10 protein-coding genes and 1 pseudogene are annotated in these 12,593 nt (G+C 65.7%); 8 read left to right on the forward strand and 3 right to left on the reverse strand.

The window, feature by feature from the left end:
• The first annotated feature begins 108 nt into the window (after nt 1-108).
• The 8 genes and pseudogenes from aceE to AB0L63_RS25095 all read left to right on the forward strand — a co-directional run bounded on the left by aceE (nt 109) and on the right by AB0L63_RS25095 (nt 10,816).
• Complete coding sequence (gene aceE, locus AB0L63_RS25060) at nt 109-3,009, forward strand: pyruvate dehydrogenase (acetyl-transferring), homodimeric type (protein ID WP_364505230.1); 2,901 nt, start codon at nt 109-111, stop codon at nt 3,007-3,009.
• An 11-nt stretch (nt 3,010-3,020) separates the two neighbouring features.
• On the forward strand, nt 3,021-4,355 hold the full coding sequence (locus tag AB0L63_RS25065) for a helix-turn-helix domain-containing protein (RefSeq protein ID WP_364505232.1): 1,335 nt from the start codon (nt 3,021-3,023) through the stop codon (nt 4,353-4,355).
• A 128-nt stretch (nt 4,356-4,483) separates the two neighbouring features.
• Nucleotides 4,484-5,398: an ACP S-malonyltransferase gene (locus tag AB0L63_RS25070; RefSeq protein ID WP_364505234.1), complete on the forward strand. Its 915-nt coding sequence runs from the start codon at nt 4,484-4,486 to the stop codon at nt 5,396-5,398.
• 122 nt (nt 5,399-5,520) lie between these two features.
• Entirely contained in the window at nt 5,521-5,820 is a 300-nt protein-coding gene (gene acpM, locus AB0L63_RS25075) for a meromycolate extension acyl carrier protein AcpM (protein WP_011208147.1), read from the forward strand.
• A gap of 10 nt (nt 5,821-5,830) precedes the next feature.
• Complete coding sequence (locus tag AB0L63_RS25080) at nt 5,831-7,081, forward strand: KasA/KasB family beta-ketoacyl-ACP synthase (protein WP_364505237.1); 1,251 nt, start codon at nt 5,831-5,833, stop codon at nt 7,079-7,081.
• A gap of 200 nt (nt 7,082-7,281) precedes the next feature.
• Nucleotides 7,282-8,715 (forward strand): carboxyl transferase domain-containing protein, encoded by a 1,434-nt coding sequence (locus AB0L63_RS25085; protein WP_364505239.1) that lies wholly within the window; start codon nt 7,282-7,284, stop codon nt 8,713-8,715.
• A 38-nt stretch (nt 8,716-8,753) separates the two neighbouring features.
• Nucleotides 8,754-8,888 (forward strand): annotated as a pseudogene (locus tag AB0L63_RS25090) (C4-dicarboxylate transporter DctA); the annotation flags it as partial.
• A gap of 92 nt (nt 8,889-8,980) precedes the next feature.
• Nucleotides 8,981-10,816, forward strand: coding sequence for an N-6 DNA methylase (locus AB0L63_RS25095; RefSeq protein WP_364505241.1), 1,836 nt, complete (start codon nt 8,981-8,983; stop codon nt 10,814-10,816).
• Between the two features lie 12 nt (nt 10,817-10,828).
• Here AB0L63_RS25095 and AB0L63_RS25100 read toward each other — a convergent pair whose 3' ends face one another.
• The 3 genes from AB0L63_RS25100 to AB0L63_RS25110 form a co-directional block, all read right to left on the reverse strand.
• Nucleotides 10,829-11,449, reverse strand: a complete 621-nt coding sequence (locus tag AB0L63_RS25100) for a TetR/AcrR family transcriptional regulator (RefSeq protein ID WP_364505243.1) — start codon at nt 11,447-11,449, stop codon at nt 10,829-10,831.
• A gap of 147 nt (nt 11,450-11,596) precedes the next feature.
• Nucleotides 11,597-11,782, reverse strand: a complete 186-nt coding sequence (locus tag AB0L63_RS25105; RefSeq protein ID WP_364505245.1) for a hypothetical protein — start codon at nt 11,780-11,782, stop codon at nt 11,597-11,599.
• Between the two features lie 167 nt (nt 11,783-11,949).
• Nucleotides 11,950-12,465: a gamma carbonic anhydrase family protein gene (locus AB0L63_RS25110; protein WP_364505247.1), complete on the reverse strand. Its 516-nt coding sequence runs from the start codon at nt 12,463-12,465 to the stop codon at nt 11,950-11,952.
• Nucleotides 12,466-12,593 lie beyond the last annotated feature (128 nt).

Below are 12,593 nucleotides of genomic sequence, written 5' to 3' on the forward strand. Positions count from 1 at the left end.
ATGGAGGTGCGCCCGAACCTTTCGTAAAACGGGTGGTCCGCCAACCAAGTGTGCCGCCCGGGGAAACAGACGCCTATCAGCTTGTCCACCCCTGTACGAGGAGCAGATTTGACCGACCTGATCCACTCTTCCGCGCCAGTGAAATCCGCTGGCACCGACTCCGCGCCACGCGATCCGAGCGGATCGCACGTGCCGCCAACCGGCGAGCGGGTGCGGGTTATCCGCGAAGGGGTGGCGTCCTACCTACCGGACATCGACCCGGAGGAGACCTCCGAATGGCTCGAATCGTTCGATGACATGCTCGACCGGGAAGGTCCGGGCCGCGCGCGTTACCTCATGCTCCGGCTGTTGGAACGCGCCGGTGAGCGTAGGGTCGCCATTCCATCCCTGACCTCCACCGACTACGTCAACACCATCCCCACCGAGAACGAGCCGTGGTTCCCCGGTGACGAAGAGGTGGAGCGCCGCTACCGTGCCTGGATCCGCTGGAACGCCGCGATCATGGTGCACCGGGCCCAGCGTCCCGGCATCGGTGTCGGTGGGCATATCTCGACCTATGCGTCCTCGGCGGCGCTCTACGAGGTCGGCTTCAACCACTTCTTCCGCGGTAAGGACCATGCCGGCGGCGGCGATTCGATCTTCATCCAGGGTCACGCCTCGCCGGGCATCTACGCCCGTGCCTTCCTCGAGGGCCGGTTGAGCACCGACCAGATGGATGGCTTCCGGCAGGAGTACAGCAATGGCGGTCCGGGCCATGGCCTGCCGTCGTACCCGCATCCGCGGCTGCTGAACAACTTCTGGGAGTTCCCCACGGTGTCGATGGGCCTGGGCCCGATGAACGCCATCTACCAGGCGCGGTTCAACCACTATCTGCACGACCGCGGCATCAAGGACACCTCCGATCAGCACGTCTGGGCCTTCCTCGGCGATGGTGAGATGGACGAGCCGGAGTCGCGCGGCCTGATCCAGGTGGCGGCGAACGAGGGTCTGGACAACCTCACCTTCGTGATCAACTGCAATCTGCAGCGTCTCGACGGCCCGGTGCGCGGCAACGGCAAGATCATCCAGGAGCTCGAGTCGTTCTTCCGCGGCGCGGGCTGGAACGTCATCAAGGTCATCTGGGGCCGGGAGTGGGACGCGCTGCTCGGCGCGGATCGCGACGGCGCGCTGGTGAACCTGATGAACAGCACCCCCGACGGCGATTACCAGACCTACAAGGCCAATGACGGCGCCTACGTCCGCGACCACTTCTTCGGCCGCGACCCGCGCACCAAGGCCCTGGTCCAAGACCTCTCGGATCAGGAGATCTGGAACCTCAAGCGCGGCGGTCACGACTACCGCAAGGTCTACGCCGCCTATGCGGCCGCGATGGCGCACAAGGGCCAACCGACGGTGATCCTGGCCAAGACCATCAAGGGCTACACCCTCGGCAAGCATTTCGAGGGCCGCAATGCTACGCACCAGATGAAGAAGCTGACCCTGCAGGACCTCAAGGACTTCCGTGACCTGCAGCGGATTCCGATCTCCGATGCCGAACTGGAGAAGGACCCCTACCTGCCCCCGTACTACCACCCGGGCATGCAGGCGCGCGAGATCCAGTACATGCTCGATCGCCGTACGGCGCTCGGCGGCTTCCTGCCCGAACGGCGGGCTGCGGCAAAGCCGCTGCAACTGCCCGGCGACGACGCGTACAAGTCGGTGCGCAAGGGTTCCGGCAAGCAGAACGTGGCCACCACCATGGCCCTGGTTCGGCTCATGAAGGAGCTGCTGCGAGATAAGGAGATCGGCAAGCGGATCGTGCCGATCATTCCGGACGAGGCCCGTACCTTCGGTATGGACTCGTGGTTCCCTTCGTTGAAGATCTACAACCGCAACGGGCAGTTGTACACGTCTGTCGACGCGGAATTGATGCTGGCCTACAAAGAGAGTGTCGTCGGGCAGATTCTGCACGAGGGCATCAACGAGGCCGGATCGACCGCATCGTTCACCGCGGCGGGCACCTCGTACGCCACCCACGGCGAGCCGATGATCCCGCTGTACATCTTCTACTCGATGTTCGGCTTCCAGCGCACCGGCGACGGATTGTGGGCGGCGGCGGATCAATTGGCCCGCGGCTTCGTGCTCGGAGCGACCGCCGGGCGAACCACGCTGACCGGTGAGGGGCTGCAGCACAACGACGGCCACTCGCTGCTGCTGGCATCTACCAACCCGGCGGTGGTCACCTACGATCCGGCGTTCTCCTTCGAGATCGCGCACATCGTGCGAGATGGTCTGCGTCGCATGTACGGCGGCGGGACACCGCAGCCCGGTCCCGGCGCACTGCCCGGCACGCATCCGCACGGATCGGCGGGCGAGTTCGGCGGCGAGGACATCTTCTACTACATCACCCTCTACAACGAGCCGTATGTACAGCCCGCCGAGCCCGACGATCTCGATATCGCTGGACTGCTCAAGGGCATCTATCTGTACAAGCGCGGCGGCGAGGGCACTGTGCGTGCCCAGATCCTGGTCTCGGGCGTCACGGTGCCCGACGGCGTGCGCGCCCAGGCGCTGCTCGCCGAAGAGTGGGGTGTGCAGGCCGATGTGTGGTCGGTGACCTCGTGGGGTGAGCTCCGCAAGGAGGCGCTCGACAAGGAGATCGCCCAGCTGCGCAATCCGGGCACCGATGCGGGCGTTCCGTACGTCACCCAGGCGTTGGCCCGGGTCGAGGGTCCCTATGTGGCCGCGACGGACTGGATGCGTGCGGTGCCGGATCAGGTCCGCAAGTGGGTGCCCGGCGACTTCACCACGCTCGGCACGGACGGTTTCGGTTTCTCCGATACCCGCCCCGCCGCGCGTCGCGTCTACAACGTCGACGCGCAGTCGATCGTGGTCGCGGCCCTGGCCGCACTCGGCCGCTCCGGCAAGATCGATCCGGCCAAGGCCGTCGAGGCGGCGGCCAAATATCGCATCGATGATGTCGCCGCCGCGCCGAAGTCGGCTCCCGGCACCGAAGACGAACTCGCATAGCGGACGATTGGATGGTGGAACGTAAACCGCCGCGGCCGCGTCGGATCTCCGAAGGCTCTTCCCAGCATGAGGTGTATCTGCCGACGGGCGCGCTCTCCCCGAACCGGCAAACCCGCGACCCACTGCCGGACACGCTGCTGAAACGCGTGAAGCAGTTCTCCGGACGGCTCTCTACCGAGGCGGTCGGGTCAATGCAGGATCGGTTGCCGTTCTTTGCCGATCTGGACGCTGCGCAACGCGCGGGCGTCCAGATGCTGGTGCAGACCGCGGTGGTGAACTTCCTGGAATGGCTGCAGGATCCCGATAGCGATATCCGGTTCAGCCTGGATGCCTTCCAGGTCATCCCGCAGGATCTGGCGCGGCGGCTGACACTGCGCCAGACCGTGGACATGGTCCGCGTGGCCATGGAGTTCTTCGAACAATGGCTGCCCGCGCTCGCGCGCAACGACCGGCAGCTGGTCGCACTCACCGAGGCGGTGTTGCGCTACGGGCGCGAGCTCGGATTCGCCGCCGCCTCGGTGTACGCGAGCGCCGCGGAATCCCGCGGCGCATGGGATACCCGGCTAGAGGCACTGGTCGTGGACGCCGTCGTCCGCGGCGATACCGGCCCGGACATGCTGTCGCGGGCCGCGACCCTGAACTGGGACGCCACCGCGCCGGCGACGGTGCTGGTCGGCACGCCACCAGGGGATCAGGGCGTTTCGATGGTCGGCTCGGTGCATGCCATCGCCGCGCGGCACGGTCGCGCGGCGCTGGCCGTCGTCCAGGGTTCGCGGCTGGTGATGGTGGTCAGCGGGAATCTGGGCGATACCTCCTATGCCTCACCATTTCTCGCGGATCTGCTGGCCGAGGTGTTCTCCGACGGTCCGGTGGTGATCGGCCCGACCATGCGCACCCTCGGCGCGGCACATGCCAGCGCGGTGGAGGCATTGGCCGGAATGGAGGCCGTTGTCGGCTGGCGCGGTGCCCCTCGACCGGTGCATGCTGCGGAATTGTTACCCGAGCGAGCTCTGTTGGGTGACCGAGCTGCAATCGACGCGTTGAACGAGTATCTTGTCCTTCCGTTGGCCTCCGCGGGGTCCGCGCTTGCCGACACTCTCGAGGCCTATCTGGATTGCGGTGGCGCGGTCGAGACGTGCGCACGTCAGCTGTACGTTCATCCAAATACCGTTCGCTATCGCCTCAAGCGGATAGCCGAGATCACGGGGCGTGATCCGATGAATCCGAGGGATGCCTACGTGCTTCGGATCGCTGCGACAGTGGGTCGTTTGACACGAACCCGTAACGAATCGTCAACTCCTACCCCAGAAGTCACTCAATTCTCGGTGGGTCACGAAAGCCTGTAACGGATCCGGCGAAACGGTCGATCGGGACAACTCACATGCGCTTTTGTGGAACCTCCACAAAAGCGCTCCGCAAGGTTCATTCGCGTCGACATCTCGGGCGGCGCACCTCACAGTGTTTTCTTAGAGATGTGATCGCGTTGTTCGCCCCTGGACAGGGGTCCCAGACACCCGGCATGCTCGCGCCTTGGCTCGACCTTCCCGGCGCGACTGATCGCCTCGCCCTCTGGTCCAAGGCCTCCGGCCTGGATCTGGTTCGGCTCGGCACCACCGCGACGGCGGAGGAGATCACCGATACTGCCGTTACCCAGCCGCTAGTGGTCGCCGCCGCACTGCTGGCTTTCGCGGAAATCGACCCGGATGCACTTCCGGCAACTACTATCGTTGCCGGACATTCGGTTGGTGAGCTCGCCGCCGCCGCAGTCGCCGGAGTCATCTCCGCCGACGATGCGGTGCGGCTGGCCGCCATCCGCGGCGCGGAGATGGCCAAGGCGTGCGCGCTGGAGCCGACCGGCATGTCCGCGGTGCTCGGTGGTGATGAGGCCACCGTGCTCGCACGTCTCGAAGAGCTCGACCTCGTCCCGGCCAACCGCAATGCCGCGGGTCAGATCGTGGCCGCCGGACGATTGACCGCCCTCGCGGAACTCGCCGCCAACCCGCCTGAGAAGGCGCGGGTGCGTGCGCTGCCCGTCGCGGGTGCCTTCCACACCGCGTTCATGGCTCCGGCCCAGGATGCTGTGACCGAAGCCATAGCCATGATCGCGCCGAACGAGCCGACGCGGACCCTGCTTTCGAACTTCGACGGCAAGCCGGTTACCTCCGGAGTCGATGCGGTCGCTAAGCTCGCGGCGCAGGTCACCCGGCCCGTCCGGTGGGACCTGTGCACCGAGACCGTGCGGCAATCGGCGGTCTCGGTAGTGGCGGAGCTGCCGCCGGCGGGCACGCTCGTCGGCATCGCAAAACGGGAACTGAAGGGCACGCCAACATTGGCCCTGAAGACCCCCGAAGACCTCCCCGCGTTGGCCGGGCTCACCATTTCCGGCTAGCTTTCCCCCGGCGATCGTGTAACCCAATGCACGATCGTGACCGAGCAGGCGGTAACCATCGACTCGCTCGATTCGAAAACAACAGTGAAGCCCTACAAAGTAGATAAGAAGGGAGCCACGAAGTGGCCGCTCTGACCCAGGAACAAATCGTCGAGGAACTCGGCAAGATCATCGAAGAGGTGACCGGTATCGAGCCCTCCGAAGTGACGCTCGAGAAGTCCTTTGTCGATGACCTGGACATCGACTCGCTGTCCATGGTCGAGATCGCGGTTCAGACCGAGGACAAGTACGGCGTGAAGATCCCGGACGAGGATCTGGCCAGCCTGAAGACGGTCGGCGACGCCGTCGCCTACATCCAGAAGCTCGAGGCCGAGAACGCTGACGCGGCCGCGGAGCTCAAGGCCAAGTTCGACGCCGAGTAGGGCCGACACTGTGACCACTCCTTCCACCTTGAACGGGAACTTCCCCAACGTCGTCGTTACAAGCTTGGCGGCGACCACGTCGATCGCTGGTGATGTCGATGCGACGTGGAAGGGACTCCTCAACGGCGAGAGCGGAATCGACGTACTGGAGGATTCCTTCGTCGAGGAGTACGAGCTTCCGGTCCGCATTGGCGGTCACCTGAAGGTTCGGCCCGATACCTTGCTGAGCCGTGTCGAATGTCGGCGTATGGCCTACGTCGAGCAGCTCGCGACCGTTCTCGGTCGTGAGGTCTGGCAGAACGCAGGCCGCCCCGAGGTTGACCCGGACCGTCTGGGTGTGGCGATCGGCACCGGGCTCGGTGGCGGTGACGCGCTCATCGACTCGGTCGACAAGCTGAAGAACGGTGGCTATCGCAAGATTTCGCCGCTGGCTGTTCAGATGGTCATGCCGAATGGTCCGTCGGCTGTGGTCGGTCTCGAACTGAAGGCCCGGGCAGGAGTGGTCACTCCGGTCTCGGCATGCTCATCGGGCTCCGAGGCCATCGCCAATGCATGGCGAATGATCGTCATGGGTGACGCCGATATGGTCGTCACCGGTGGCGTTGAGGGTTTCATCGACGCGGTGCCGATCGCGGCATTCACTATGATGCGCGCGATGAGCACCCGCAATGACGATCCGAAGGGCGCCTCGCGTCCGTTCGACAAGGATCGCGACGGTTTCGTTTTCGGCGAGGCCGGTGCGCTGATGGTCCTCGAGACCGAGGAGCACGCCAAGGCTCGTGGGGCGACGATCCACGCGCGCCTGCTCGGCGCCGGTATCACCTCCGATGGCTTCCACTTGGTCGCACCCGATCCCACTGGTGACGGTGCCGCCCGGGCGATGAAGCGGGCGATGCAGACCGCGGGTCTTACGCCCAAAGACATCACCCACATCAATGCGCACGCGACTGCCACCCCGATCGGCGACACGGCCGAGGCGAACGCGATCAACAAGGCCGTGGGCAACCACGCCTCGGTGTACGCGCCGAAGTCGGCACTCGGTCACTCGATCGGCGCTGTCGGTGCGCTCGAATCTGTGCTCACCGTGCTCAGCATCCGGGACGGCATCGTCCCGCCGACGCTGAACCTGGACAACCAGGATCCGGAGATCGATCTGGATGTGGTGCACGGCGAGGCCCGCCGTCAGGAGATCGAGTACGCGATCAACAACTCGTTCGGGTTCGGTGGGCACAATGTCGCGCTCGCCTTCGGTCGGGCATAGCCGCGCGGTATCCGATTTGGTCTGTGCGTAGCTTCCGTGGTTACGCATGCTGCCGCTCCGGGCTCGACCGCACAGGCCGGGCAGACTGCACAACGATCCCCGGTGGGGTCGACCGACGCCAAAGTCGGTCGACCCCACCGGGGTTCGACATACGCGGCCGCGGGTAGCGGCGCACTTGCATGAGGTGAGGAGAAAACGCGATGACAGTTGTGGCTCCCGCGTTTCGACCAGACACTGCGACCGATCCGCGTGATCCACTCGGGCGGCTTCAACGCTTTTTCGACCCCGGAACTGCGCTGCCGCTGCACCCGCGCGACAAGTCCGGTGTGTTGGCTGCGATCGGCGAGGTGGACGGTGTTCGCACCGTTGCCTACTGCTCCGATGCCACCGTCATGGGCGGCGCGATGGGCGTGGAGGGCTGCAAGCACATCGTCGACGCGATCGATACCGCTATTGATTCCTCGATTCCGGTGGTCGGCATCTGGCACTCCGGCGGCGCCCGCCTGGCCGAGGGGGTCGAGGCGCTGCACGCGGTCGGCCTGGTCTTCGAGGCCATGGTCCGCGCGTCCGGTCTGGTACCGCAGATCTCGGTGGTGCTCGGCTTCGCGGCCGGTGGCGCCGCCTACGGTCCCGCGCTGACCGATATCGTGATCATGGCGCCGGAGGGTCGGGTCTTCGTGACCGGTCCCGATGTGGTGCGCAGCGTGACCGGCGAACAGGTCGATATGGCCACCTTGGGCGGTCCGGAGACGCACGGTAAGAAGTCCGGTGTCGCGCACATCGTCGCCAACGACGAGGCCGATGCGCTGCACCGTGGTAGGCGCCTGGTGTCGATGTTTGCCGAACAGGGCGAATTCGATCTGGTCGCGGCCGCACACGGTGATGTCGATCTGAAGGCGATGATGCCAGAATCGGCGAAGCGTGCCTACGACGTCAAGCCGATCATCCACGAGCTGCTCGACAATGTCGACGGTGAGCCCTCGTTCGAGGAGCTGCAGGGCGGTTACGCGCGCAGCATCGTCACCGGTCTCGGACGGCTCGGCGGGCGCACGGTTGGTGTGCTCGCCAATAACCCGATCCGCCTCGGTGGCTGCCTGAATTCCGAAAGTGCCGAGAAGGCAGCGCGTTTCGTTCGGTTGTGCGACGCGTTCGGCATTCCGCTTGTGGTGCTCACCGATGTGCCCGGGTACCTGCCCGGTGTCAGCATGGAGTGGGAGGGTGTGGTGCGGCGCGGCGCGAAGCTGTTGCACGCATTCGCCGAGGCGCGGGTGCCGCGGGTCACGTTGGTCACCCGCAAGATCTACGGTGGCGCCTACATCGCGATGAACGCCCGTTCGCTCGGTGCGACCGCGGTGTACGCCTGGCCCGGTTCCGAGGTCGCCGTCATGGGCGCCAAGGCCGCGGTCGGCATCCTGCACAAGAAGGCTCTCGCCGCCGCGCCCGAGGAAGAGCGTGAGGCGCTACACGAGCGGCTGACGATCGAGCACGAGCGCATCGCCGGTGGTGTCGAGCGGGCCATGGCGATCGGTGTAGTGGACGAGGTCATCGACCCGGCCAAGACCCGTAGCACCATTGCCGCGGCATTGGCGGCGGCGCCGGTGCGCAAGAGTCATCACAAGAACATTCCGCTGTAGCTTCGGCGGCAAGAGCGGGGCCCCGGGATCGTCCGGATGAGAAGATCGCCGAGACCACCAAGAACGGTGAGCTGCCGCATATTGCCGACTTTTGGCTGAATATCAGTCCGGCGTCGGCTATTTCGGCATTCGCGGAGAATCCGCTGTTGCAGGTGTTGTTCTTCGCGGTGCTGTGACCATCGAGCCGTGCCTTCGCCCCCGACGCGCGATGCGATTGACCGCGTTATCGCCGCGGTTGCGCCGTGACGGGGGCAGAATCTCAGGCATGAATCGCGGCGAGCGTGACCGCAAACGGCACGGTAGGCACTACACGCCACCCGCCCTGGCGCGCTTTCTCGCGCAGCGGTTGCTCGAACATGCGCCGGGTGGTGCGGTGTTGCGGGTGCTCGATCCGGCTTGTGGTGATGGTGAATTGCTGCTTGCCGTGGATGGGCTGGTGCGGGAGCTATCGCCGGGGGTGCGGGTCGAGTTGGTCGGGTACGACTTGGATGCGACCGGGGTGGCGGTGGCGCGGGAGCGTGCGGAGGTTGCGGGGGTCGCGGTCGAGTGGCATGTCGGAGATTTTCTGACCGAATCGGCGGGGATCGCGGCGGGGTCCTTCGATGCGATCATTACCAATCCGCCGTATGTGCGGACGCAGCAGTTGGGTGGGCCGACCGCGCAGTTGCTCAGCAAGCAGTTCGGATTGCAGGGGCGCATCGATCTCACCCATCCATTCGTCGCGGTGGCGCCGCGGTTGCTGCGCTCGGGCGGGGTGCTCGGGTTGCTGTGTGCCAACCGGTTTCTCACCACCAAGGCCGGTGCGAACATTCGGAGCCTGCTGCGCACCGAGTTGGCTCCGGTCGAACTGTACGATCTCGGCGATACGAAATTGTTCGAGGCGGCGGTGCTGCCCGCGGTCACCATCGCCACCCGCACGGCGGCACGCGCGGTCTGCCGCTACGTTTCGGCCTACGAGGTGGACACGGCCGAAATCATCGGCGGGACAGATCTTTTCGAGGCGCTGGCGGCCGAACAGAGTCACTGCGTCGAGCACTGTGGGCGTACTTTCGCGGTCGAGGTCGGCACGTTGGCGACCGGGGATCGGGCGGTGATCGGTTGGGCGCCCGGCGCTCGAGCGGCGACGCCAGGTAGCCGAGCGGTGCGCGGTGATCCGGTGGTGCCGGGACGGGCGGGTTCGGTGGCTGCGTGGGGCGGCATATCGGGTCGGGATGACGAGATGGGCGCGCGGTCCTCGGAAACCGATGCCGACGCGGACGGGGACGGCGGTGCTTGGCGCATGTCCCGGCCGGAGGTCGACAGATGGTTGGCGGAGGTGGAGGCGGGGACCTGGCGGACATTCGGTGCCGTGGGGCGGATTCGAGTGGGGATCAAGACGACTGCGGATCGGGTATTCATTTCCGATCGGTGGGCGCAGGTGCGGCCACGGCCGGAGGGGGAGTTGTTATTCGATTTGATTACCCACCAGGACGTCGATCCGTGGCAGATCTCGCGCGAGCGCGACGTGCGGGTGTTGTATCCGTATGACACGGCGGTACCCGCACGGATGCCGGTTGACCTGCGGGAATTTCCGAGGGCCGCGGCATATTTGGAGGCGCATCGGGAGACGTTGGCCGGCAGGAAATACCTGACCGACAGCGGCCGGGAGTGGTTCGAGATCTGGGTGCCGCAACGGCCGCATCTGTGGCGGGTGCCGAAGGTGGTCTTTCCCGATATCAGTGAGCGGCCGCGATTCGCCTTGGATCGGTCCGGGGCGGTGGTGAACGGCGACTGCTATTGGATATCGCTGGCCGATCTCGGGATGGACGGCGCCGCGGAGTGGCTGGCGTATTTGCTGATGGGCGTCGCGAATTCGGCGCTGGGGCTGCGGTTCTACGATGCGGTGTGCGGGAATCGGCTGTATTCGGGCAGGCGGCGGTGGATCACCCAATATGTGTCGCGGCTGCCGCTGCCGGATCCGACCACGATGCGGGCGGGTGGCGTCGTCGAACTGGTACGAGACTTCGTCGACGGCGGCAGGGTGCCCGACCCGAATTCGCTACGGCTGCTCGACGAATGGGTGGCGGCCGCATTCGGCACCCGGTTATTCGACATGCGTTGAGCTCGCAGATCGTTATGCGGTAGCGCGGACACCGACCATCGGCAGCAGCGTGCGTCGCGCGAAATCCCGACCCGCCGCCACATCATCGATCGGAATGAGCCCGTCGGGCGTCAATGCCAGCGACAGTGCCAGTCGCGCCATGATCTCGGCGACGAGTTCGAAGTCGAAGCCGTCATCGGCACCGCTGCGCAGTTCGCGCAGTTTCTCTGCCAGATAGGTGCGCCCGACCGCGATGATCGGTCCGGCCTCGGTGGTCAGCCGGGGCAGGATGAGATCGGGTTCGGTGCGCAGCAGCCGCCGCAACAGCTCGTTGCCCGCGATCTCGGTGATGACCGCGACGAAGATCTCGATCAGCTGTTCCTCGACGCCTTCGACCTTCTGCACCCGCTTATCGATCTCGGCGACGAAACGCTGTGCCTCACGGACGCTCACCGCCTCGACCAGGTCGTTCTTCGATTCGAAGCGGCGATAGAGGGTGGCCGGGCTGATTCCGGCGCGGCGGGCGATCTCGCCCATGCTGGTGCGTTTGATGCCGAAATCCAGAAATGCCGACAGCGCGCTCTCCAGCAGCTTCTCGCCATCGCTGACGGGCTTTTCCAGAATGCGCTGGAGGATGGGCGGAACGGTCGGCATCGAAGGCTCCAGTCGGATCGGCTCGGGACGCCGATGGTGCCTGGGCGTCGCGGCGGTGCGGGTGCGTGCCGTTCATTATTTCACCGGGGCGCGGCGGTTCGCCCGCGGATCGGCACCGGAGCTCGACGGACGGCAGGCAGGCGCGCATCAGGTGCGCGGCAGATCCAATTCGGCCATCTCTTTTTCGATCGCATTGGCGGCGAAATCCACTCCACTGGAGCGCAACTCGTGCACCCGCCGCTGTAGCGCCTCGATCCCACCCGGCTGGGCCGCGATATCGGCCACGCTGATCCGCCCCGACGGCTGGTGCATACCCTGCTGCACGTACGCCATCGTGATACCTCCTACTTGCACGCTCAGCGGCCACCGATCCCGGTTGGCTCGTCGTCCGCGTTGCTGATCACTCGACAGCTGTGTCGGCGGGAGACCCCGGGGCACCGGGCACGCTGGCAAAATGCTATCAGCGATTCAGTTTGGTCCATTGATCAGTGTGCGCGGTCTCACACCCGCTTCGCGTCTCGGTGGTTGGCCATGTTGTGTAGGTACACAGCACCATTGAGCCGGATGCGGTCCAGCTCGGCCTCGCTCAGTTCCCGGCGCACCTTGCCTGGCACGCCCGCGACCAGCGAGCCAGGCGGAATCTGCGCACCCTCCGGAATCAGGGCATTGGCGGCGATCAGACTGCCCGCACCGATGACCGCGCCGTTGAGGACCGTGGCGCCCATGCCGACGAGCACATCGTCACCGACGGTGCAGCCGTGCAGGATCGCATTGTGCCCCACCGAAACTCCGGTGCCGACGGTGAGCGGGAAGCCCGGATCGGCGTGCAGCACGCAGCCGTCCTGAATATTCGTGCGCGCGCCGACGCTGATCGCTTCGAGGTCGCCGCGCAGTACCGCGCTGTACCAAATGCTCACCTCGGCGGCAAGTCGCACGCGTCCGATTACCGTGGCGTTCGGTGCGATCCACGCGGTTTCGTCGATTTCGGGCGTATGTCCGCTTATCTCGATCCTCATGCCGGAAATCTACGGGGATGGACACCGGCGAAGATGGTGGGGTGGGGGCGCGGGGACCGGCGTGCCCGCGAACAGCGCGCGGTGCGCGGCCGGGCTGGTGCCGACCCCGCACGTCGCCCAACGTGACG

The sequence above is a fragment of the Nocardia sp. NPDC051990 genome, assembly GCF_040680755.1.
Taxonomy (GTDB): Bacteria; Actinomycetota; Actinomycetes; order Mycobacteriales; family Mycobacteriaceae; genus Nocardia.